At 66.7% G+C, this 21782-nt stretch carries 17 protein-coding genes; 4 read left to right on the top strand and 13 right to left on the bottom strand.

What is annotated here, in order from left to right:
- Positions 1-12: 12 nt before the first annotated feature.
- The 6 genes from LGR64_RS23575 to LGR64_RS23600 all read right to left on the bottom strand — a co-directional run bounded on the left by LGR64_RS23575 (position 13) and on the right by LGR64_RS23600 (position 7177).
- Positions 13-846, bottom strand: a complete 834-nt coding sequence (locus LGR64_RS23575; RefSeq protein WP_016446597.1) for an ABC transporter ATP-binding protein — start codon at positions 844-846, stop codon at positions 13-15.
- 171 nt (positions 847-1017) lie between these two features.
- Positions 1018-2334 (bottom strand): ABC transporter substrate-binding protein, encoded by a 1317-nt coding sequence (locus LGR64_RS23580; protein ID WP_013804351.1) that lies wholly within the window; start codon positions 2332-2334, stop codon positions 1018-1020.
- Between the two features lie 79 nt (positions 2335-2413).
- Positions 2414-3478, bottom strand: coding sequence for a branched-chain amino acid ABC transporter permease (locus tag LGR64_RS23585; protein ID WP_012203087.1), 1065 nt, complete (start codon positions 3476-3478; stop codon positions 2414-2416).
- Positions 3479-3499: 21 nt separating this feature from the next.
- Complete coding sequence (locus LGR64_RS23590; protein WP_016446594.1) at positions 3500-4429, bottom strand: branched-chain amino acid ABC transporter permease; 930 nt, start codon at positions 4427-4429, stop codon at positions 3500-3502.
- Between the two features lie 10 nt (positions 4430-4439).
- On the bottom strand, positions 4440-5225 hold the full coding sequence (locus LGR64_RS23595) for an ABC transporter ATP-binding protein (RefSeq protein ID WP_012203089.1): 786 nt from the start codon (positions 5223-5225) through the stop codon (positions 4440-4442).
- 14 nt (positions 5226-5239) lie between these two features.
- Entirely contained in the window at positions 5240-7177 is a 1938-nt protein-coding gene (locus LGR64_RS23600) for an AMP-dependent synthetase/ligase (RefSeq protein ID WP_013804349.1), read from the bottom strand.
- A gap of 319 nt (positions 7178-7496) precedes the next feature.
- Here LGR64_RS23600 and LGR64_RS23605 point away from each other — a divergent pair, with 319 nt between their 5' ends.
- Positions 7497-8225, top strand: coding sequence for a Crp/Fnr family transcriptional regulator (locus LGR64_RS23605; protein WP_012203091.1), 729 nt, complete (start codon positions 7497-7499; stop codon positions 8223-8225).
- Positions 8226-8253: 28 nt separating this feature from the next.
- On the opposite strand, the gene LGR64_RS23610 is transcribed toward LGR64_RS23605, so the two are convergent.
- The 3 genes from LGR64_RS23610 to LGR64_RS23620 are packed head-to-tail and all read right to left on the bottom strand — an operon-like array spanning position 8254 to position 11644.
- Positions 8254-9462, bottom strand: a complete 1209-nt coding sequence (locus LGR64_RS23610; protein ID WP_230357119.1) for a CaiB/BaiF CoA transferase family protein — start codon at positions 9460-9462, stop codon at positions 8254-8256.
- Entirely contained in the window at positions 9462-10460 is a 999-nt protein-coding gene (locus tag LGR64_RS23615) for a Bug family tripartite tricarboxylate transporter substrate binding protein (RefSeq protein ID WP_230357121.1), read from the bottom strand. Before LGR64_RS23615 ends, LGR64_RS23610 begins: the two co-directional genes overlap by 1 nt.
- 14 nt (positions 10461-10474) lie before the next feature.
- The gene (locus LGR64_RS23620) at positions 10475-11644 is read right to left on the bottom strand and encodes an acyl-CoA dehydrogenase family protein (RefSeq protein WP_230357123.1); all 1170 of its coding nucleotides are present in this window, start codon (positions 11642-11644) and stop codon (positions 10475-10477) included.
- 57 nt (positions 11645-11701) lie between these two features.
- On the opposite strand from LGR64_RS23620, the gene LGR64_RS23625 reads away from it, so the two are divergent.
- Positions 11702-12568, top strand: a complete 867-nt coding sequence (locus tag LGR64_RS23625) for an IclR family transcriptional regulator (protein ID WP_013804345.1) — start codon at positions 11702-11704, stop codon at positions 12566-12568.
- A gap of 17 nt (positions 12569-12585) precedes the next feature.
- Here the strand turns inward: LGR64_RS23625 and LGR64_RS23630 are convergent, their stop codons facing one another.
- The gene (locus tag LGR64_RS23630; RefSeq protein WP_230357125.1) at positions 12586-12936 is read right to left on the bottom strand and encodes a hypothetical protein; all 351 of its coding nucleotides are present in this window, start codon (positions 12934-12936) and stop codon (positions 12586-12588) included.
- Between the two features lie 735 nt (positions 12937-13671).
- Here LGR64_RS23630 and LGR64_RS23635 point away from each other — a divergent pair.
- A complete protein-coding gene (locus LGR64_RS23635) occupies positions 13672-15270 on the top strand; it encodes a pseudouridine synthase (protein WP_230357127.1) in 1599 nt (532 codons plus the stop codon).
- A 146-nt stretch (positions 15271-15416) separates the two neighbouring features.
- Here LGR64_RS23635 and LGR64_RS23640 read toward each other — a convergent pair whose 3' ends face one another.
- From LGR64_RS23640 to aqpZ, 3 genes are all read right to left on the bottom strand, one after another.
- Positions 15417-16097, bottom strand: a complete 681-nt coding sequence (locus tag LGR64_RS23640) for a Fe2+-dependent dioxygenase (protein WP_230357129.1) — start codon at positions 16095-16097, stop codon at positions 15417-15419.
- A 131-nt stretch (positions 16098-16228) separates the two neighbouring features.
- Complete coding sequence (locus tag LGR64_RS23645; protein WP_141830546.1) at positions 16229-18454, bottom strand: TonB-dependent receptor; 2226 nt, start codon at positions 18452-18454, stop codon at positions 16229-16231.
- Positions 18455-18669: 215 nt separating this feature from the next.
- On the bottom strand, positions 18670-19374 hold the full coding sequence (aqpZ, locus tag LGR64_RS23650) for an aquaporin Z (RefSeq protein WP_012203105.1): 705 nt from the start codon (positions 19372-19374) through the stop codon (positions 18670-18672).
- A gap of 243 nt (positions 19375-19617) precedes the next feature.
- On the opposite strand from aqpZ, the gene htpG reads away from it, so the two are divergent.
- On the top strand, positions 19618-21570 hold the full coding sequence (htpG, locus tag LGR64_RS23655) for a molecular chaperone HtpG (RefSeq protein ID WP_012203106.1): 1953 nt from the start codon (positions 19618-19620) through the stop codon (positions 21568-21570).
- Positions 21571-21782: the final 212 nt, after the last annotated feature.

Genomic DNA, 21782 nt, shown 5'->3' on the forward strand with positions numbered 1-21782 from the left:
CTCAGGGGGTATTCATGCAAGCCAGCGCTTTCTGCGCTTGTAGCTCTTGACGTCCTTGAAGCTTTTCCGCTCGCCGCCGCCCACGCCCAGGTAGAACTCCTTGACGTCCTCGTTGCTGGCCAGGTCCGAGGCCGCGCCGTCCATGACGATGCGGCCGCTTTCCATGATGTAGCCGTAGTCCGAGTACTTGAGCGCCATGTTGGTGTTCTGCTCGGCCAGCAGGAAGGTGACCTTCTCCTTGCTGTTGAGGTCGCGGACGATGTTGAACACTTCCTCGACGATCTGCGGGGCCAGGCCCATCGAGGGTTCGTCCAGCAGCACCATGCGCGGATTGGCCATCAGCGCGCGGCCGATGGCGCACATCTGCTGCTCGCCGCCCGAGGTGTAGGCGGCCTGCGAGGTGCGGCGCGTCTTCAGGCGCGGAAAGTAGTTGTAGACCTTCTCGAGGTTGGCCGCTATCTCGCCCTTGTCAGTGCGCGTGTAGCTGCCGGTCATGAGGTTTTCCTCGATGGTCAGGTGGGCGAAGCAGTGCCGCCCCTCCATGACCTGGACCACGCCGCGCTGTACCAGCTCGGAGGGCGTGAGGCTTTCGATGCGCTCGCCCTCCAGCTCAATCGTGCCCTTGGTCACCTCGCCACGCTCGCCCTTGAGCAGGTTGGAGATGGCGCGCAGCGTCGTGGTCTTGCCCGCGCCGTTGCCGCCCAGAATGGCCACGATGCTCTCGCGCGGCACCTGGAGCGAAACGCCCTTGAGCACCAGGATCACATGGTTGTAGATGACTTCGATGCCATTGACCACGAGCAGCGGATCGCTGGCGGCCGGGGCGGAGGTGGGTGCGGTGGTCATGGCGTCGTCCATGGGCGTTGATACGAAAGCGGAGTGCGGGGCCGCAACTCTCGAAGCATCTCTGCGCGGGGCATGCCCCAACTCAGGGACACCGAGGAAGGGCCGCCGCGCACCGAGGGTGTCGTCCCCCTCCCCCACGAAACGGGGAGAGAGGGAAGGCGCGCAAGCGCCTCAGGGGGTGCAAGTTCTAGCTTTTACGTTCTTTTCCTTGGCGTACTTGTCCGCGTACTCCTTGACCAGCGGTTCGACCATGGACTTGTCGGCCTGGTACCAGTCGGAGACCACCTTCCACTTGGCGCCGTCCCACTGGGCGATGCGCGACCAGTCGGTGCCCAGGTGGTTGTCGCAGCTGGTCTTGACGGGGCGGATGATCTTGCCGAAGCCCAGTTCGTTGAGGCGCTCCTGCGTGAGGTTCAGGTTCTCCAGGCCCCAGCGCACCTGCTCGGAGGTCATGACCTTGCCCTTGCCGTACTTTTCCTGCGCCGTGCGGATGGCCTCCACCTGCAGCATGGAGATCACCATGCCGCGCGTGTGGGCCATGGCGCCCAGTTCCTTGGCGTCGGTGGCCGTGCCCTGGCCCTTGTCGTAGACCATGGCCTTGACCTCGTCGTGCACCTTGTCGTGCTCGGCCGTGTTGTGGATGGTCACGGTGTTGTAGCCCTTGGCGCCGGCGCCGATGTCCTTCACGTCATGGTCCGAGCCGGCCCACCAGATGGCGTACATCTTCTCGCGCGGGTAGCCGGTGGCCTGCGCCTCGCGCACGGCCGTGGGCGTCATCACGCCGGCCGACCACAGCAGCACGTAGTCGGGGCGCTGCTGGCGGATCTGCAGCCAGGTGGACTTCTGCTCCACGCCGGGCGCCGTCACGGGCAGCAGCGTCAGGTCGAAGCCTTCCTTGGCGGCGCGCTTTTGCAGCAGCGGAATGGGTTCCTTGCCATAGGGCGAGTCATGGTAGACCAGGGCGATCTTCTTGCCCTTGAGGCTGCCCTTTTCCTTCTTCAGGATGTCCTGGATGATGGAATCGGCCGCCGTCCAGTAGTTGCCCAGCAGCGGGAAGTTCCACTCGAAAACCTTGCCGTCGGCCGACTGCGACAGGCCATAGCCCGTGGTGATGATGGGCATCTTGTCGCCCGGCGCCTTGTCCGTCACGGCGAACGTGATGCCGGTGGACTGCGGGTCGAACCCGGCAGCGCCGCCGCCCTTGCCCTTCAGGCGCTCATAGCACTCCACGCCCTTGGCCGTGTCGTAGGCCGTCTCGCATTCCTCGTATGCGATCTTCACGCCATTGATGCCGCCCTTGGCGTTGACCAGCTTGATGTAGTCCTGCTTGCCATCGGCCCATGGAATGCCCAGCGGCGCGAACTGGCCCGTGCGGTAGACCAGCAGCGGCACGAACTGGTCCTGGGCCTGTGCGGCAGGGGCGGCCACGAGAGCGCCGATTCCAGCAGCGACCGTGGCAGCGGCGATGGCGACTTTCTTGAACATCATGACGTTGTCTCCTAGTTGGCTGGGGAAGATTCCCCGGTTATCCGGCACTCTGTGGCGCCCTGTCTCGATACAGATCAACTCAATGCGGGAAGGGCCAGACACGCAGTTTTTGTCTTGCGGTCGCCCACAGTTTTGCCAGGCCATGCGGCTCCACGATCAGGAAGAACACGATCAGCGCACCGAAGATCATGTGCTCCAGGTAGGTCGCCGTGGCCGTGGACAGCGGCAGGCCCATCCAGTGCGGCACCTGGGTGAGCAGCAGCGGCAGCAGCACGAAGAAGGCCGCGCCGAAGATGCTTCCCACCACCGAGCCCAGGCCGCCGATGATGATCATGAACAGCAGCTGTAGCGAGCGGTCCAGGCTGAAGGCCGCGGGCTCCCAGGCGCCCAGGTGAACGAAGCCCCACAGCGCGCCGGCCACGCCGACGATGAAGCTGCTCACGGCAAAGGCGCTGAGCTTGGCGTAGGTCGGGCGGATGCCGATCACGCTGGCGGCCACGTCCATGTCGCGCATGGCCATCCACTCGCGGCCGATGGCGCCGCGCACCAGGTTCTTGGCGGCCAGGCCCAGCACGCACAGGATGCCCAGGCACAGCAGGTACTTCTCCATGGGCGTGTCGATCTTCCAGCCCATGATGGACAGCGGGCCTGCGCTCACCGAGCCCGAGGAGGAGTTGTTCGTCACCCAGGCCGCGCGGCTGGCCAGCCAGTCCACGAAGAACTGGGCGGCCAGCGTGGCCACGGCCAGGTACAGGCCGCGGATGCGCAGGCTGGGCAGGCCGAAGATCACGCCGAAGACCATGGCCAGCACGCCGCCGCCGATCAGGGCCACCAGCAGCGGCATGCCCTCGAAGCGCACCTGCAGGTTGTAGGCCGCGTAGGCGCCCACGGCCATGAAGGCACCGGTGCCCAGAGAGATCTGGCCGCAGTAGCCGACCAGGATGTTCAGCCCCAGCGCCGCCAGCGACATGATCAGGAAGGGGATCAGCACGGCCTGGAAGGTGTAGTCGCTGACGCTGAAGGGAATCACCAGGAAGGCGACGGCCAGCAGCGCCACGATGGCCCAGCGGTCCTGGGCGACGCCGAAGATCTGCTGGTCGGATGCGTAGGTCGTCTTGAATTGACCGTTCTCACGATAAAACATGGTGCAAGTTCTCCGTAACGGTCAAACGCGATCAATGATTTTGTCGCCGAACAGCCCCTGGGGCCGCACGAGCAGGAAGCACAGGGCAAGGCCGTAGGCGAACCAGGTCTCGATGCCGCCGCCGACCATGGGGCCCAGGTAGACCTCGGAGAGCTTCTCGCCCACGCCGATGATCAGGCCGCCGATGATGGCGCCGGGCAGCGAGGTCAGGCCGCCCAGGATCACCACGGGCAGGGCCTTCAGGGCCACCAGCGACAGCGAGTACTGCACGCCCAGCTTGGAGCCCCAGATGATGCCCACCACCAGGGCCACGCCGCCGGCCACCGACCAGACGATGACCCAGATGCGCGACAGCGGGATGCCGATGGACTGGGCCGCCTGGTGGTCGTCGGCCACGGCGCGCAGCGCGCGGCCGGTCTTGGTCTTCTGGAAGAACACGCTGAGCGCGGCCACCAGCAGCGCGGCGATGCAGGCCGCGTACAGGTCTTCCTGGCTCAGCAGCACGCCGCCCTCGAACAGGCCGTCGAGGATGAACATGGGGTCCTTGGGCATGCCCACGTTGATGCTGTAGACGGCGCTGCCGAAGATCATCGGGCCCAGGCCGTCGAGCAGGTAGGCGATGCCCAGCGTGGCCATTAAGAGCGTGATGGGCTCCTGGTTGACCAGGTGGCGCAGCGCCAGCCGCTCGATCACCCAGGCCACGACCACCATGATGGCCAGCGACACGCAGATGGCGAGCAGGTTGGTGAACCAGCCCGGCTCCATGCCGATCCACTTCGGGATCCACTCGGAAAAGCGCGCCATGGCCAGGGCCGAGAACAGCACCATCGCGCCCTGGGCGAAGTTGAACACGCCCGAGGCCTTGAAGATCAGCACGAAGCCAATGGCGATCAGCGCGTACAGCGTGCCCACCATGAGGCCGCCGAACAAGGTTTCCAGAAAAAATCCCATGTCAGTCCCCTCAATGGCCTGTGCCAAGGTAAGCGCGGATCACGTCTTCGTTCTGGCGCACCTCGTCGGGCGCGCCGTCGCCGATCTTCTTGCCGTAGTCCAGCACCACGACGCGGTCGCTGATGTCCATGACCACGCCCATGTCGTGCTCGATCAGCACGATGGTGGAGCCGAACTCGTCGTTGACATCGAGGATGAAGCGGCACATGTCCTGCTTTTCCTCCACGTTCATGCCGGCCATGGGCTCGTCCAGCAGCAGCACCTGCGGCTGCATGGCCAGGGCGCGTCCCAGGTCCACGCGCTTTTGCAGGCCGTAGGGCAGCTGGCCCACGGGGGTCTTGCGATAGGCCTGGATCTCCAGGAAGTCGATGATGTGCTCGACGAACTCGCGGTGGCGGATCTCCTCGCGCTGGGCCGGGCCCAGGCGCAGGGCCTGCATCAGGATGCCGCTTTTGATCTGCAGGTTGCGGCCGGTCATGATGTTGTCGATCACGCTCATGCCCTTGAACAGCGCCAGGTTCTGGAAGGTGCGCGCCACGCCCATCTCGGCCACCTGGCGGCTGTTCATGTGGCTGAAGGTCTTGCCCCGGAAGGTGATCGATCCCTCGGACGGGGTGTACACGCCGTTGATGCAGTTGAGCATCGAGCTCTTGCCCGCGCCGTTGGGGCCGATGATGGAGCGGATCTCGTGCTCGCGCACATCGAACGAGATGTCCGTCAGCGCCTTCACCCCGCCAAAGCGCAGGCTGATGTTCTTGATGTCGAGGATGACATCGCCGATCTTCTTGTGGGTCATGTCAGCGGCTCCGGTCAGGCCCTGGCGGTGGCAGCCACCGAATGGGTTTTGGCATCGATGATGGACAGCGTGGCGCTGACGCTGCCGGTGCGGCCGTCCTCGAACTTGACCTGGGTCTCGATGAACTGCTCACGCTTGCCCGTGTACAGCGCATCGACCAGCACGCCGTACTTGTCGGCAATGAAGCCGCGGCGCACCTTGCGCGTGCGGGTCAGCTCGTCGTCGTCGGGGTCCAGCTCCTTGTGCAGCACCAGGAAGCGCGCCACCTGCGTGTCGGCCATGCCGGCTTCGGCGGCCAGGTCGGCGTTCACCTGGGCCACGCAGTCGGCCACCATCTCCAGCACCTTGGCCTTCGATGCCAGGTCCACATAGCCGCCATAGGGCAGGCCCTGGCGCTCGGCCCAGTTGCCCACGGCCTCGTAGTCGATGTTGATGAAGGCGCAGACCTGGTCGCGGCCGTGGCCGAAGCACACGGCCTCCTTGATCTGTGGGAAGAACTTGAGCTTGTTCTCGATGTAGTTGGGCGCGAACATGGCGCCCCGGCTGGTCTTGCCCACGTCCTTGGCGCGGTCGATGATGCGCAACTGGCCGCTGGCGTCGATCACGCCGGCATCTCCCGTGTGGAACCAGCCGTCGGCATCCACCACCTCGGCCGTGGCGTCGGGGCGCTTGTAGTACTCCTTGAGCACGGACACGCCCTTGAGCAGCACCTCGCCGTTGTCGGCGATCTTCAGCTCGATGCCCGGTGCGGCCTGGCCCACGCTGCTCAGCTCCACCTGCCCGTCGCGCTGTATGCACACATAGGCGCAGGTCTCGGTCTGGCCGTAGAGCTGCTTGAGGTTGATGCCGATGGAACGGAAGAAGCGGAACAGCTCGGGCCCGATGGCCGCACCCGCCGTATAGGCCACGCGGATGCGCGACAGGCCCATGGCGTTGCGCAGCGGCCCGTAGATGCACAGGTCGCCCAGCGCGTACTTCAGGCGGTCCAGCGTCCCCACCTTCTTGCCGTCCAGGATGTCCGAGCCCACGCGGCGCGCCACGGCCATGGCGCGGCCGTACATCCATTGCTTGAAGGGCGCGGCGTCCTCCATGCGGATGGACACCGAGGTCAGCATGCCCTCGAAGATGCGCGGTGGCGCGAAGTAGTAGCTGGGGCCGATCTCGCGCAGGTCGATGGACACGGTCGAGGCCGACTCCGGGCAGTTGATGGTGAAGCCCGCCACCAGCCACTGCGCGAAGGAAAACAGATGGTCGCCCACCCAGGCCGGGGGCAGGTAGGAGATCACGTTGTCGCCGGGTCCCAGGCGGTCCACCTGCACGCCGCCGCGTGCCGACTCGCCAAAGCTGCGGTGCGTCTGGCACACGCCCTTGGGCTTGCCGGTCGTGCCCGAGGTGTAGAGGATGACCGAGACATCGTCGGGCGACAGCGCGGCCAGCATCGCATCCCAGGCGCCCGGGTGTGCGGCATCCCACTCCTGGCCCTTTTGCAGCAGCGCCTCGGTGCTGATCAGCCCGGGCTGGTCGTAGTGGCGCAGGCCGCGCGGGTCGTCATAGATGATGTGGCCGAGGCCGGAGACGCTCTCGCGCACCTCCAGCAGCTTGTCGACCTGCTCCTGGTTCTCGGCAAATGCGAAGTCGATCTCGGCATCCTCGATGACGAAGCGCATCTCGGCGGCCACGGCATCCTGGTACAGCGGGATCGGTACGCCGCCCAGCGCCTGCACGGCAATGAAGCCCATGTAGACATGGGGCCGGTTGTCGCTGATGAAGGCCAGATTCTGGCCGCGTGCCAGGCCCAGCGCCGCCAGGCCGCAGGCCATGTGGCGCACGGTCTCGGCGGCCTCGCTCCAGCTCCAGGTCTGCCAGATGCCGTATTCCTTCTCGCGCAGCGCCGGCGCCTGGGGGCGCTGGGCGGCATGCTGGAGCAGCAGGTGCGGGAACGTGGTCGTCATTCCATGTCCTTGGATGTTCGTGAATGGTGGCCGCATGGTGCAGATGCCCAGGCTGTGACCTACCGGCTTGGACTGCATCCTAGGACTGGCTTTGACGCCGTGGTGTCTGTTTGACGACAATCCGCGGGAAACTCATCATCGGGAAAACGCGCCGTAACAAAAGGTGCCAAAACGGTCTCATGTCCCGCTTGGGGGCTTGCGCATCCGGGAATGTGCGCGTGCCGCGGTCCTTCTGGAAATCCCGCTCACGCCAGCCACCGGGCTCGGGCAATGCTTGGGTGGTTTTGATGATTGATCCGCGCACCCTCGCCGCGACTCCATGAGCCAAGAACTGTCACTGCACCAGCGCCGCCGCGCGCCCCGGCCCGAGGAACTCGAAGGCATTCCCTGGCTGGCCGTACTCCAGCCCGCCGAGCGCGAACGGGCCCAGAAGGCGCTGGTCGTCGGCGACGCCCAGCCCGGCGACTATGTCTGCCGCACCGGCCGCGCGCCCACCTACTGGTTCGGCGTGGTCGAAGGCCTGCTCAAGATGAACACCGACGGCGCCGATGGCGCCAGCATGACCCTGGCCGGCCTGCCCCCAGGCGGCTGGTTCGGCGAAGGCACGGCCGTCAAGCGCGAGCCCTACCGCTACAACGTGCAGGCCATACGCCGCAGCGTGGTCGGCGGCCTGCCCATAGAAACCTTCCACTGGCTGCTGGATCACTCCATCGGCTTCAACCGCTTCGTCATGAGCCAGCTCAACGAGCGCCTGGGCCAGTTCATCTCGGCCCGCGAAATCGACCGCCTCACCAACCCCGACCTGCGCGTGGCCCGCAGCCTGGCCGCGCTCTTTCACCCCCTGCTGTACCCGGGTGTGGGCGAGGTGCTGCGCATCACCCAGCAGGAGCTGGCCTACCTGGTGGGTCTGTCGCGCCAGCGCGTCAACGAGGCGCTGTCCGTGCTGCAGCGCGAAAACGCCATCGTCGTGGAGTACGGCGGCCTGCGCGTGCTCGACCTGGAAGCGCTGCGCAGCGGGCTGTTTGCGGCGGCGCGGCGGGCGGCCTGACGCCGCCCACTGCCACCCACTTGCGGCCTCAGATCACGCCTTCGCGCCGCAGCCTCTCCTGCTGCTGCGCATCCAGCCCCAACGCCGCATAGATGCATGCATTGTCCTGGCCGGTGGCCGGGCCGCTGCGGGGCGAAGGTGCCTGGCGGCCGGTGAAGCGTGGCACGGGCGCGGGGGCGGCGAGGGGACCCAGGTCGGGGTCGGGCAGGGTGATGAAGCTGCCGCGTGCCGCGAAATGCGGGTCCTGCAGCGCGTCCTCGGCCGAGCAGACCTTGCTGAACGGAATGTCGTGCGCGGCCAGCGCGGCCGTGGCCTGGGCGCAGTCCAGGGCTGCGCACCATTGCACGATCTGCGCATCCAGCGCCTGCAGGTGGCGGATGCGCGCGGCGTTGTCCGCAAAGCGCGGGTCGGCGGCCAGGTCGGCGCGGTCCATGGCCTGGCACAGGCGCGTGAAGATGGCGTCGCCCGTGGCGACCACGGTGAGCCAGGCGCCGTCGCGCGTGCGGTAGACGTTGGAGGGCGCCGTGTAGCCCGCGCACGATCCCGTGCGGCTGCGTGCCTGTCCGCCCAGCTGGAATTCGGCCGCCAGAGGGTCCAGCAGGCGCAGCATGGCTTCGGTGGCCGACAGGTCGATTTCCACGCCGCGCCGTTCGCCCGGCGGCTGCGCGTTGCGCTCGGCCAGTGCGGCCGCGATGGAGAAGGCGCCGAACAGGCCGGCCACGGCATCGCCCAGCGGGTAGTTCATGTGCTGGGGCGGGCCGACCGCCTCGCCCGTGAGGTGGGCGAAGCCGCTCATGGCCTCGAAGATGCGCGCAAAGCCCGGGCGGCGCGCATAGGGACCGGTCTGGCCGAAGCCCGTCAGGCGCAGCACGATGAGGCGCGGGTTGCGGGCATGCAAGGTGGCCAGGTCCAGCCCCCAGCGGTCCAGCGTGCCGGTGCGGAAGTTCTCCACGAGCACGTCGAAATCCTCGATCAGCCGCAGGAACAGCGTGCGGCCCTCGGCCTTGCGCACATCCAGCGAGATGCCCTGCTTGCCCCGGTTGGCGGTTTTCCAGAACACGGCGTGGCCGTCGTGCACGGGGGCCAGGCTGCGCAGCGTGTCGCCGCCGCCGGGCAGCTCCAGCTTGACGACATCGGCGCCCAGGTCGCCGCACAGCGTGGCCGAGAAGGGGGCGGCCAGCACCGTGGCCATGTCGAGGATGCGCACACCCTCCAGCGGATAGCCTTGGTGCTGCATCAGTTGCCTTTCAGGTCCACGTTCTTCAGCACGGGCTCCCAGGCGCGGCGGTCTTCGGCCACGCGCTTGTGGAAGTCCGCCGTCTGCGTGGGCAGCGGCGTGGCACCCAGGCGCGCCAGCTTGTCGCGTGTCTCGGGCAAGGCCATGGCCTTGGCCAGCGCCTGGTTGAGCGTGGCCACGATCTGCTTCGGCGTGCCCTTGGGCGCGGCCAGGCCCACCCACAGGCCGGTGTCCAGGCCGGTCACGCCCAGCTCGGCAAAGGTGGGAATGTCGGGCGCTGCGGGCGAGCGGCTCTTGCCGGTCTGCGCCAGGATGCGGATCTGCCCGCCCTGCATGTAGGGCAGGGTGCCGCCCAGGTTGTTGCACATCACCGGGATGTGGCCGGCCATGAGGTCGTTGACGGCCGGGGCGTTGCCCTTGTAGGGCAGGTGCTGCATCTTGGTGCCGAGCCGGTGGTTGACCATCTCGCAGACCAGGTGCGAGGGCGTGGCCGTGCCGGCCGAGCCGAAGGACAGCGTGCCGGGCCTGGCCTTGTCGGCCGCCACCAGTTCGGCCAGCGTGCGGTAGGGGGTCTTGGCGTTGACGGCGATGACGTTGGGCAGGTCCGCCACCAGGCCGATGTACTCGTAGTCGGTCAGCGGATTCCACTTGAGGTTGGCGTGCACATGGGGCAGGAAGACATTGCTCAGGCCTGCCATGAGCAGGGTGTAGCCATCGGGCGCGGCGCGGGCCACGAGTTCCGAGCCGACCAGGCTGCCCGCGCCCGGCTTGTTCTCCACCACTACCGGCTGGCCCAGGGCCTGGCCCAGTTCCACCGACAGCGCGCGGGCCACGAGGTCGGTGCTGCCGCCTGCGGGAAAGGGAACGATCACGCGCACGGGCCGATCGGGAAAAGCCGCCTGGGCCGTCTGTGCCGCCTGGGCAGCCTGCGCGCAGGCACACAGCGCAGCCAGCAGGCCCAGGTTGGTCAGGTGCTTCGAGGTGAGGGGGGATGTCATGGGGGCCTCCGGTGTCAGGCGCTCTCGCGCAGCATGAGCTTGGCGATGTTGAGCTGGTGGATCTGGCTGGTGCCTTCGTAGAGGCGAAACAGGCGCACGTCGCGGAAGTAGCGCTCGATGGGGCTGAAGTCGGCCACATAGCCCGCGCCGCCGAACATCTGCACGGCGCGGTCGGCCACGCGGCCGCACATCTCGGAGGCGAAGTACTTGCACATGGAGGCGGACAGCGCCACGTCCTCGCCCCGGTCGCGGGCGCGGGCGGCCTCCAGGATCATGGATTGCGCCGCGAAGATCTCGGTGCGGCTGTCGGCCAGCATGGCCTGCACCAGCTGGAAATTCGCCACCGGCTGGCCGAACTGCTCGCGCTGGCGCACATGGGCCAGCGCCAGGTCCAGCATGCGGATCGCCGGCCCCGTGCACAGCGCGGCCAGGTGCAGGCGCTGCTTGTTGAGCACTTTCATCACGGTCTTGAAGCCCTGGCCCTCGCGCCCGCCGATGATCTGGTCGGCCGGCACGCGGCAGTCCTGGAAATGCACGTCGGACACGGGCGAGCCCGCCTGGCCCATCTTGCGATAGGGCTGGCCTGTCACCAGGCCGGGCGAGCGCTCCACGAAGAAGGCCGTCAGCCCCTCGCTGCCCGTGCTGCCTTCGCCGGTGCGGGCGATGACGGTGAAGACATCGGCCAGCGGCGCATTGGTGATGAAGCGCTTGCTGCCGTTGAGCACATAGTGGTCGCCGTCGCGGCGCGCCGTGGTCTGGATGTTGCTCGCCTCCGAGCCCGCGTCCGGCTCGGTCAGCGCCAGGCAACCCGTGAGCTCGCCGCGCGCCATGCGCGGGAGCCAGCGCTGCTTTTGTGCCTCGGTGCCGTCGGCCACCAGGGCTTCCGAGCCAATGCCGGTGTTGGTGCCCACGCGGGCCCGCAGCGCCACCGAGGCCTGGGACAGCTCGAAGGCGCAGCGCACCAGCTCCTCGGTGCTCAGGCCCAGGCCGCCATGGGCCTGGGGAATGCTCCAGCCGAAATAGCCCTTGTCGCGCAGCTCCTGGACCACGGCGGGCGGAATGCTGTCGTCGCGCTCGATCTGCTCTTCGAGCGGATGCCAGCGGTGGCGCACGAAATGGCGGATGTCTGCGATCAACGCCTGCAGGCGGGCGTCGGCGGGATGGGGGGTGGGGGCTTGGCTCATGGGCCGCACTGTAGGAAGCGCGGGCACCAGGGCTGCAATGCAGTTTCAAATATTGAAATGCAGTTGCGGCTTTGCGGCCGTGGTCCGCACAATCGCCACGTGCCCCACACCCCCATTGCCCACCAACCCAGGGACTCGCAGGATGTCTGCCGCATCCGCGAGCAGGACCCGTATTTCGCGGGCACGCTGGCCAAGGGGCTGATGATTCTCCAGTGCTTCGTCAGCGACCCGCGCCCGCACGCCAACAGCGAACTGGCCCGCCGCCTGGGCCTGCCGCGCCCCACCGTGTCCAGGCTGTGCCGCAGCCTGCAGACCATGGGCTACCTGGACCATGACGAGCGGCTGGACCGCTACTTCGTCGGCCCGGCCGCCGTCGCCCTGGGCTACCCCTATGTGATCAATACGCCCTTGCTCGGCCCGCTGCGCCTGCCCATGCAGGCGCTGGCCGACCGTGTGAAGGGGGCGGTGTCGGTGGGCGTGGTCATGGACCTGGATGTGGTCTACCTGGATACCTGCGCCTGGGAGGGCGGCACGCTCAAGCGACCCGGCGTGGGCGCCGTGCGCGGCGTGCTGGAAACGGCCATGGGCCGGGCAGGGCTGGCCCAGCTCGATGCCGGGGAACTGCAGCGCTTCCTGGACCGCGTGCGCAGCCAGCGGCCCGAGGAATACGCGCGCTGCATGGACAACGCCAGCGAAAGCCTGGCGCACTATGCCGCCCGGGGCTTCGCGGTCAACATGGGCGACTCCGGCCTGGGTGTGTGCGCCGTGGGTGCGGCCTCGCGCATCCGCTACGGGTCGCGCCGCCTGCTGTTCAACTGCGCCGTGCCGGGCCTGCGCATGCCGGCCCGCACGCTGATCCGGGATGTGGGCCCCCAGTTGGCGCAGTTGGTGGCCCTGTGCGACCGGCTGCCCGTGGACCGCTGATCTGTGGGCCTGGCGCTTCAGAAGGCGGCCAGCACGATGCCGATGGCCAGCAGCACGCCGAAGGAGATCCAGCCGTTCTTCTGGTCCAGGCCGCCGATCTGGCGCAGCGCCTCTTCGCGCGCAGCGCCCACCAGGCCCCTCTGGTTGATCTGCTGTATGCGCGTGACCAGCCATTGCAGGTAGGTGCGCTTGACCGTGAACGAGATGGCCACCGCGATGCCGAGCACGCGCCCGGCGCCGCCCGTGCCGGGCATCAGCAGATTGATGATCAACAGGGTGATGAAGGCCACCACGGCATAGGCGTAGACGCGGCGCGCAATGGCCCAGGAAACGCCCATGAAGGGAATGGCAGTCCAGCAGGGACTCATGGATGCGAAAAATCCCTTTTTCCCGCTGACCATGCGCTCCCACAGTGGCCGGTATTTTTCAGCATTCGGGCCGATAGCGGTCTCCATATCGGACCACTCGATTCCAGTCAAGTCCGGCTTGGTGATAAGCAGCGCCTTGAATTGTTCTTTCAATGGAATGGAATTCGATAGGTTGGGTGTATCGCTCATGGTTTTCCTTGTTGAATGAGGCGGGAGTCCGGGCGGGATGGTCTGGATGCCGCAGCAGGCGCTGCGCGAAGGGCTGTTGTCTCGAAAGAGCCCCCCGTTTCTGGACGGGCGCCATTCTATGGGGAGATGCATGGGCAATGGCAAGCTCAATGGGTTGATTCGCAATCGTCAATGAATGAAATCGCCCAAATAAAATACAGTTTTTTACATATCGCATGCCGTGCATTGCAAGATCCCAATCGGCCGGATTGAAGATGTTTTGCCGATGTGATTCGCTTCTTGTCGATTTTTCATTGAGGATTCATCCGGTTGTGCATATCGCGCCGGATACAGCGATCGGGATGGGTCGGCCGCCAGGCGCATTGCATGGGACATGAATGAGTGGTGCGGAACATGGCGAGCCCGCCGGGGCGCAGGGCCGGGCGGCGGGGCTGGCAAGGGGCGCCTGGCGGCCTGCCCGCAGGCCGCCCGATAGCCGAGCGCAATGCCCGTATTGGCCGCAGGGCGCAGCCGCTGCGGGCCTTGCCGCGCGACAATGGCGGTCTAATGTCATCCCCTACTTCTTCCAAACCGTCCCGGCCCGGCGCCGACGAGGCGGCAGCGCCCTCCGCGCGCCCTGTGCTGCGCCGCCCCGAAAAGCCACAGGCCGAGCCGGCTGGCGATGCCCGCCGCCCTTCGGGTGGCGCGGGCAAATCTGCGGGCGCACGCGGCGGCCCGCGCAGTGACCGCAACGACCGCAATGAACGTGGCGGCGACCGTGGTGGCCGCAATGATCGCTACGAGCGCTCCGACCGCCGTGATGCCCCCCCTCGCGGCGATGCCCGCGGTGGGGCACCCCGAGGCGATGCCCGCGGTGCAGCACCCCGCGACGACGCCCGTGACCAGCGCCCGCGCAGCAGCGGTTTCGGCCGTGCCGAGGACCTGGACCGTTCCCAGCCGCGTGGCGACTGGCGCGAACAGGGCGGCGGCGAAAACCGTGCCCCGCGCGAGCAGCGCGACATGCGCGATGCCCGTGATACGCGCGATGCCCGCCCCCCGCGCCCGCCCCGCCCGGACGATCGCCGCGACCGGCCCTATGGCCAGCGCGATGAGCGTCCGCGTGATGGTCAACGCGATGGCCAACGTGACGGCCAGCGCGACGGACCCCGTGACGGCCCGCGTGAAGGTGGTTTCCGCGACCGTCCTCGTGACGACGCCCGTGGCCCCCGCCGTGACGATGCGCGCGGACCGCGCCGCGACGACGCCCGTGGCCCGCGCCGCGACGAGGCGCCCCAGGCCGAGCCCGCCTACCGTCCGCTCAGCGGCATCCGCACCTACCGTCCTGCCGACGGTGGCGCCAGCCGTGAAATCCCCGTCAAGCGTGCTCCCGAGCCGCTGCAGGAGCAGGTTCCCGGTGGCGTGCGCATCAACAAGCGCCTGGCCGACATGGGCCTGTGCTCGCGCCGCGAAGCCGACGAGTGGGTGGACAAGGGTTGGGTCCGCGTCAATGGCGAACTCGCCGTGATGGGCCAGAACGTGGTGGCGGCCGACCGCATCACCGTCGAGCGCGAAGCGCGCGAGCGCCAGGACCAGCAGGTCACCATCCTGATCCACAAGCCCATGGGCTATGTCAGCGGCCAGGCCGAGGACGGCCACGAGCCCGCCGTGGTCCTGGTCACGCCCCAGAACCACTGGAACCAGGACACCAGCCGCACGCGCTTCAACTTCGCGCAGCTCAAGGGCCTGGCGCCCTGCGGCCGGCTGGACATCGACTCCGTGGGCCTGCTGGTCATGACCCAGGACGGCCGTGTGGCGCGCCAGATCATTGGCGAAGACTCGGAGATGGACAAGGAGTACCTAGTGCGCGTGACCTACGGTGACCGCGACATCGACGTGCAATCCGTGTTCCCGGCCGAACAGCTGGCACGCCTGTGCCATGGCCTGTCGCTGGACGGCGAGGCACTCAAGCCCGCCAAGGTGGACTGGCAGAACCCCGAGCAGCTGCGCTTTGTGCTGACCGAAGGCAAGAAGCGCCAGATCCGCCGCATGTGCGAACTGGTGGGCCTGCGCGTGGTGGGCCTCAAGCGCATCCGCATCGGCCGCGTGACGCTGGGCAACCTGCCTGTGGGCCAGTGGCGCTACCTGGGTGCACACGAGAGCTTCTGACACCGCGTGAGCATCCCCTGCGGCCCGTTGCGCACGTTTGCGCAACGGGCCGCACTCACTTGTGGCGGTGCCGGTGTTTGGAGTGCGCTCCATTCCCGGCAACCTGCTCGACAAGACCTACATGCCGGGCCTGGGCTCCTGCGGCGTCAGGCCTGCGACCACATCCGCAACAGGTTGTGGTACGTGCCGGACAGCGCGGAAAGCGCGGGGTCGCCCGGGTGGCGCACCGTCAGTTGCTGGATCTGCTGGTCCAGGTCGAACAGGAGGCGGCGCTTCTCGTCCGAGGCCACGAGGCTGTGCGTCCAGAAGAAGCTGGCGTAGCGCGTGCCGCGCGTGACGGGGTTGACGCGGTGCAGGCTGGTGCCGGGGTAGACGATGGCGTCGCCTGCGGCCAGCTTCACGCTCTGGTGGCCGAAGGTGTCCTCCACGATCAGCTCGCCGCCTTCGTACTCGTCGGGCTCGCTGAAGAACACGGTGGTGGAGACATCGCTGCGCACCTTGATGGCCGTGCCGGGGATGGTGAAGATGGCGTTGTCTATATGGTTGCCATAGGTGCCGCCGCCCTCGTAGCGGTTGAAGCGCGGCGGCAGCACCTTCAGCGGCAGGGTGGCCGACATGAACAGCGCGCTGGCCCCCAGCTTGTCGAGGATGAGGTTGCCGATCGCCTGGCCGGCCTGGCTGTCCAGCGGCAGCTGCAGGTTGGCCTTGACCTGGGCCGCCAGAGGGCCGGCCGTGGCGCGGCCGTCCTGCCACGGGGCCTGCTCCAGCGCCTGGCGGCACTGGCGCACTTCGTCGGGGCTGAGCAGGGCGGGTATGCGGAGCATCATGGCAGGCGGTCCTCAGGGGGAATCAGCGAGTGTCCCGCAAAAAAGCCCCGCAGGCGGCGATGGCCTGCGGGGCTTTGCGGTGATCTGCGCAGCGTCAAGCCGCTGCGCGTTCGCCCGGGGCGATCAGCAGATCAGTACGTCCACTTGAGCGAGGCCACGGCCGAGCGGCCTGCGGCCATGGTCGCGTAGTGGGGCGAGCGGATGCCGCTGTAGTAGACCTTGTCGCCCAGGTTGTACAGGTTCAGCTGCACGGTCAGGTTGCGGTCGATCTGGTAGGCCACCATGGCGTCGTAGCGCGCATAGCCGCTGGCGCCCTTGGTGACGATGCCGCCATCCACCGTGGACAGGATGTAGCTCTGGTTCACGCTGCTCTGGGCGTAGATGCCCAGGCCCACGGTCAGCTTGGCCATGGGCTTGTAGCTGGTCCACAGGCTGAAGCTGTGCTTGGGCGTGTTGGGGAAGGGCTGGCCATTGGCCACGCTGCCCGCGCCTGCGTTCTTCTGCTCGCTGTCCATGTAGGTGTAGCCGCCGAAGACGCTCAGGCCCGGCAGCACGCTGCCCGTAAAGCCCAGCTCCACACCGTTGACCACCTTGTTGCCGCCCATGTAGGTGACACCGTTTTCGGTGATGCGCGCATTGGTCACGTCGTTGCGGAACAGCGCGGCGGTCAGCGCCAGGCGCTTTTCCATCAGGTCCCACTTGGTGCCCAGCTCGAGCGAGCGGGTCTTCTCGGGAGCGAGGTTGGCCAGCTGGTCGGTGGAGATGCCCAGGTCCTCGTTGCCGTTGCCCAGCATGGAGCCGCCGGGGCGCGAGGAGGTGCCGATGCTGGCGTAGATGCTGCCGTTGGTGGCCGGCTTGTAGACCAGGCCCAGCTGGTAGTTGAACAATGTGTCCGAACGGCTCAGGTCATAGGCCGGCGTGGTGCGGCCGGCGGGGCCGGAGGAGCTGATCTTGTAGTGGTCCATGCGCAGGCCGGCATTGAGCAACCACTGGTCATTGAACTTCAGCGTGTCGAAGCCGTACAGCGCCACGGTGTCGATCTGGTTGTGGCTGGGATCGCCCAGCGTCACGGGCAGGTTCCACAGCGGGCTGCTGTCAGGGTTGTTCAGCGAGGCGCACCACAGGCTGGCGGCCGTGCAGGTGGTGTTGGTGGTCTGTACGGCAGCCGTGCGGGATTCTGCCTTTTCCTTGGACAGTTCCAGGCCGAACGAGTAGCTGTGGCCCACGCTGCCGGTCTGGGCCTTGCCCGTGAATTCCGAGAGGTTCTGCAGCGTCTTGATGTCGGCCACGCGTGCATTGCCACGGCGGAACACATAGCCATTGACGACATTGCCCTTGCTGTCGTCGGGCTGGGTCCACAGGTAGTCCTGTTCGGTCTTGCTGTAGCGCAGGCTGTTGCGGAACTTCTGGGTGTCGGTGAACTTGTGTTCCACGGTGGCCGTGAACAGGTCGCTCTTTTCCTTTTCGTAGTCGCGGCTGGTCAGGCCGTACCAGTTGTCGCGGTTGTTGCCGTAGGTGGGACGCACCACGCTGCCGCCGCGCAGGCCGGCCGCAGCCGTGCTGCTGTACAGGTAGGGCACGCCGCCATCGGGAATGTTGTCGGTCTGCAGGTGCTGCCAGGACAGCGAAACCTCGGTGGGCGTGCCCATGCCGAAGGTCACCGTGGGGGCAATGCCCCAGCGCTTGTTCTCGGGGCCGCTGCGGCCGGGAACGTCGGCGTCGTGCACCATGGCGTTCAGGCGCAGGCCCACGCCTTCGCCCAGCACGCGGTTGGCGTCGATGGTGGCGCGCCGGTAGCTGTCCGTGCCCAGGCCCACGTCGCCGCTGATGAAGTTCTCGTTCCTGGCCTTCTTGGTCACCAGGTTGATGGAGCCGCCAGCGCCGCCACGGCCTGCGTAGGCCGAATCGGCGCCCTTGATGACTTCCACCGCTTCCAGGTTGAACACTTCGCGCGTGCCGGCCGCAATGTCGCGCATGCCGTCCACGAAGGTGCTGGCCTGGGCATCCATGCCGCGGATGAAGGGCTGGTCACCCGAGGGGTTGCCGCCTTCGCCGTTGCCGAAGGTGATGCCGGGCGTGGACCGCAGGGCTTCCTGCAGGCTGGTCGCGCCGGTCTGCTTGATGATTTCCTCGTTGATGACCTGCACCGTCTTGGGCGTGTCCACCAGCGGGGCCGTGAACTTGGCCGAGGAGGCGTTGTCGGTCTTGACGGGCGCTTCGGTCGAAGACGTCACGTTCACGGTGCCCAGCGTGGTGCTGGTCTGCGCGAAGGCCGAGGTGCCCGCGAGGCACAGGGCAGCGGCAAGGGCCAGCTGGGTGAGGTTCGCTGGGGGGAGGATTTGTTGGATTTTGCTCATGTTCACTCCGATGAAAGCCCGCGGATTGTTATTGCGAATCACTAGTGTTCGGTTTCTGCTTCGTAAAGTTGGCCTGTTTGCCCTGGGTAAAAGTCCTTCGCGTTGCCGCCATGCAACAAACGAAAACCGTGTTTCACCAAAGATTCAATGAAAAAAGCGGCTGTCTCCAGCCGCTTGAGTCTGCTGCGAGGCGCCTGCAGCGCCCGTCCCTGGCCTTATTCGTTGGCCGGGTTGGCCAGCAGGGCCTTGTAGATCACGGCGCCGATCAGCGCACCCACGATGGGGGCCACCCAGAACAGCCACAGTTGCGAGATGGCGATCTCGGGGCCGAACAGGGCCGGGCCCGTGCTGCGCGCGGGGTTGACCGAGGTGTTGGTCACGGGAATCGAGATCAGGTGGATCAGCGTCAGGCACAGGCCGATGGCCAGCCCGCCAAAGCCGGCTGCCGCGCGCTTGGCCGTGGCGCCCAGGATGACCAGGATGAAGAAGGCGGTCATCACCACCTCGGTGACCAGGGCTGCCGTCATGCCGTAGCCGCCCGGCGAATGCGCGCCGTAGCCGTTGGTGGCAAAGCCGCCGATGTCGGCGCCGGCCTTGCCCGTGGCGATCACATAGAGGATGGCCGCGCCCGTGATGGCGCCCAGCACCTGCGAGACGATGTAGCCCGGCAGTTCGCTCCAGGCAAAGCGCCCGCCCATGGCCAGGCCCACGGAGACGGCCGGGTTGAAGTGCCCGCCCGAGATGGGCCCGAAGGCATAGGCGCCCGTGAGCACCGTCAGGCCGAAGGCCAGCGAGACGCCGACCAGGCCGATGCCCACCTGCGGGAAGGCGGCGGCCAGCACGGCCGCACCGCAGCCGCCCAGGGTCAGCCACAGGGTTCCGAGGAATTCGGCGGACCATTTTTGAACAGAGCTGTGCATGGAAAATCTCCTGAAGCAGGCCCGCCATTGCGCCCGGGCCCTGCGCGCACCGTCCGCCGCACAGCGGAAAGTGGCGCAGTTATAGCCCTGCGCCAGCCCCGCCGTGAGGGCGAAAAAGTGAACAATCGTCCAGAGCCTGCGCCGCCACAGGGGCGGCGGGGTCTTGATAATGCGCTCGCCGGCCCGAGATGAGGGCTGATTTTTTCCCTGTTGTGAACCCATAGGACATAGGACACTGTCTGCATGAGCAAGCAAACCCATTCTTTTCAGGCCGAAGTTGCACAACTGCTGCACCTGGTCACGCATTCGCTGTATTCCAACCCCGAGATTTTCCTGCGCGAGCTGGTCTCCAACGCCTCCGACGCCTGCGACAAGCTGCGCTTCGAGGCGCTGAACGATGCCTCCCTCTATGAGGACCAGCCCAACCTGGAAGTGCGCGTGTCCTTCGACGCCGCTGCCAAGACGCTGACCATTGCCGACACCGGCATCGGCATGAGCGAGCAGGAAGCCATCGACAACCTGGGCACCATCGCCAAGAGCGGCACCAAGGCCTTCATGGACAAGCTGTCGGGCGACCAGAAGTCGGACTCGCAGCTGATCGGCCAGTTCGGCGTGGGCTTTTACTCGGGCTACATCGTGGCCGACAAGATCACCGTGGAAACACGCCGCGCGGGCCTGCCGGCCTCCGAAGGCGTGCGCTGGACCAGCGGCGGCACGGGCGAGTTCGAGGTCGAGCAGATCGAGCGCCCCCAGCGCGGCACCAGCATCACGCTGCACCTGCGCCCCGAGGCCGAGGAGTTCCTCAACGCCTGGAAGATCAAGCAGGTCATCGGCAAGTACTCCGACCACATCAGCCTGCCCATCCTCATGGAAAAAGAGGAGTGGAAGGACGGCGAGAACGACCAGCCCGGCACCATGGAGAAGACGGGCGAGTGGGAGACCATCAACAAGGCCAGCGCGCTGTGGACGCGTCCCAAGAAGGACATCACGGCCGAGCAGTACCAGGACTTCTACAAGGCCATCAGCCACGACTTCGAGAACCCGCTGACCTGGAGCCACAACCGCGTCGAGGGCAACACTGAGTACACGCAGCTGCTGTTCATCCCGGCCAAGGCACCGTTCGACCTCTACAACCGCGACAAGAAGGCCGGCGTCAAGCTCTACGTCAAGCGCGTCTTCATCATGGATGACGCCGAGGCGCTGATGCCCGGCTACCTGCGCTTCGTCAAGGGCGTGATCGACTCGGCCGACCTGCCGCTGAACGTCAGCCGCGAGCTGCTGCAGGAAAGCCGCGACGTGCGCCTGATCCGCGACGGCTCGACCAAGCGCGTGCTGTCCATGCTGGAAGACCTGGCCAAGCACGATCGCCACGACGCTGCCGCTGACGCGGCGGCCGACGGCGTCACCGACGTGGTCAGCGAAGAGGACAAGGCCAAGGAAGGCAAGTACAGCCAGTTCTACGCCGAGTTCGGCCCCGTGCTCAAGGAAGGCCTGGGCGAGGACTTTGCCAACAAGGAACGCATCGCCAAGCTGCTGCGCTTTTCTTCCACCAGCCAGGACGAGGCCATCGTCTCGCTGGCCGACTACAAGGCCCGCATGAAGGAAGGCCAGGACGCGATCTACTACATCACGGCCGACTCCCTGACCGCCGCACGCAACAGCCCGCAGCTCGAAGTCTTCCGCAAGAAGGGCATCGAAGTGCTGCTGATGGCCGACCGCGTGGACGAATGGGCCATGGGCTACCTGACCGAATTCGACGGCACGCCGCTGCAGTCCGTGGCCAAGGGCGCCGTGGACCTGGGCAAGCTGCAGGACGAAGAGGAAAAGAAGGCCGCCGAGGAAGCGGCCGAGACTTTCAAGCCCCTGCTGGCCAAGCTCAAGGAAGCGCTCAAGGACAAGGCCGAGGACGTGCGCGTGACCACGCGCCTGGTGGACTCGCCCGCCTGCCTGGTGGTGCAGGACGGCGGCATGAGCCTGCAACTGGCGCGCCTGCTCAAGCAGGCCGGCCAGCAGGCGCCGGACGCCCGCCCCGTGCTGGAGGTCAATCCCGAGCATCCGCTGGTCAAGAAGCTGGACGGTTCGGTGCATTTCCATGACCTGGCCAACATCCTGTTCGACCAGGCCGTGTTGGCCGAAGGCGGCATGCCCGAAGACCCGGCCGCCTACGTCAGGCGCGTGAACGCGCTGCTGGCGTGAGTTCCTCACAAGGATTGCCCCGCCGCATTCCCTAGGCCTCAGTGCCTGCTCACTGCCGCGCCAGCGCGCGGCAGATCAGCATTGCAAGCCGGTGCCAGCCAAGCTGCCACCGGCTTTTTCACGTCTGCGTTCCGTGAGGAAAACCGACCGGAAAAGCTCGACTCACAAAAAACTCACAAATACTTCTAAATACTCACTTTTGTTAAAAATTC

The sequence above is a fragment of the Delftia sp. Lp-1 genome, assembly GCF_020523835.1.
GTDB classification, from domain to species: domain Bacteria; phylum Pseudomonadota; class Gammaproteobacteria; order Burkholderiales; family Burkholderiaceae_C; genus Comamonas; species Comamonas acidovorans.

Excerpts from the sequence above, each read along its gene's own strand:
- LGR64_RS23575 (WP_016446597.1), bottom strand. The coding sequence starts at position 846 with ATGACCACCGCACCCACCTCCGCCCCGGCCGCCAGCGATCCGCTGCTC.
- LGR64_RS23580 (WP_013804351.1), bottom strand. The coding sequence starts at position 2,334 with ATGATGTTCAAGAAAGTCGCCATCGCCGCTGCCACGGTCGCTGCTGGA.
- LGR64_RS23585 (WP_012203087.1), bottom strand. The coding sequence starts at position 3,478 with ATGTTTTATCGTGAGAACGGTCAATTCAAGACGACCTACGCATCCGAC.
- LGR64_RS23590 (WP_016446594.1), bottom strand. The coding sequence starts at position 4,429 with ATGGGATTTTTTCTGGAAACCTTGTTCGGCGGCCTCATGGTGGGCACG.
- LGR64_RS23595 (WP_012203089.1), bottom strand. The coding sequence starts at position 5,225 with ATGACCCACAAGAAGATCGGCGATGTCATCCTCGACATCAAGAACATC.
- LGR64_RS23600 (WP_013804349.1), bottom strand. The coding sequence starts at position 7,177 with ATGACGACCACGTTCCCGCACCTGCTGCTCCAGCATGCCGCCCAGCGC.
- LGR64_RS23605 (WP_012203091.1), top strand. The coding sequence starts at position 7,497 with ATGAGCCAAGAACTGTCACTGCACCAGCGCCGCCGCGCGCCCCGGCCC.
- LGR64_RS23610 (WP_230357119.1), bottom strand. The coding sequence starts at position 9,462 with ATGCAGCACCAAGGCTATCCGCTGGAGGGTGTGCGCATCCTCGACATG.
- LGR64_RS23615 (WP_230357121.1), bottom strand. The coding sequence starts at position 10,460 with ATGACATCCCCCCTCACCTCGAAGCACCTGACCAACCTGGGCCTGCTG.
- LGR64_RS23620 (WP_230357123.1), bottom strand. The coding sequence starts at position 11,644 with ATGAGCCAAGCCCCCACCCCCCATCCCGCCGACGCCCGCCTGCAGGCG.
- LGR64_RS23625 (WP_013804345.1), top strand. The coding sequence starts at position 11,702 with ATGCAGTTGCGGCTTTGCGGCCGTGGTCCGCACAATCGCCACGTGCCC.
- LGR64_RS23630 (WP_230357125.1), bottom strand. The coding sequence starts at position 12,936 with ATGAGTCCCTGCTGGACTGCCATTCCCTTCATGGGCGTTTCCTGGGCC.
- LGR64_RS23635 (WP_230357127.1), top strand. The coding sequence starts at position 13,672 with ATGTCATCCCCTACTTCTTCCAAACCGTCCCGGCCCGGCGCCGACGAG.
- LGR64_RS23640 (WP_230357129.1), bottom strand. The coding sequence starts at position 16,097 with ATGATGCTCCGCATACCCGCCCTGCTCAGCCCCGACGAAGTGCGCCAG.
- LGR64_RS23645 (WP_141830546.1), bottom strand. The coding sequence starts at position 18,454 with ATGAGCAAAATCCAACAAATCCTCCCCCCAGCGAACCTCACCCAGCTG.
- aqpZ (WP_012203105.1), bottom strand. The coding sequence starts at position 19,374 with ATGCACAGCTCTGTTCAAAAATGGTCCGCCGAATTCCTCGGAACCCTG.
- htpG (WP_012203106.1), top strand. The coding sequence starts at position 19,618 with ATGAGCAAGCAAACCCATTCTTTTCAGGCCGAAGTTGCACAACTGCTG.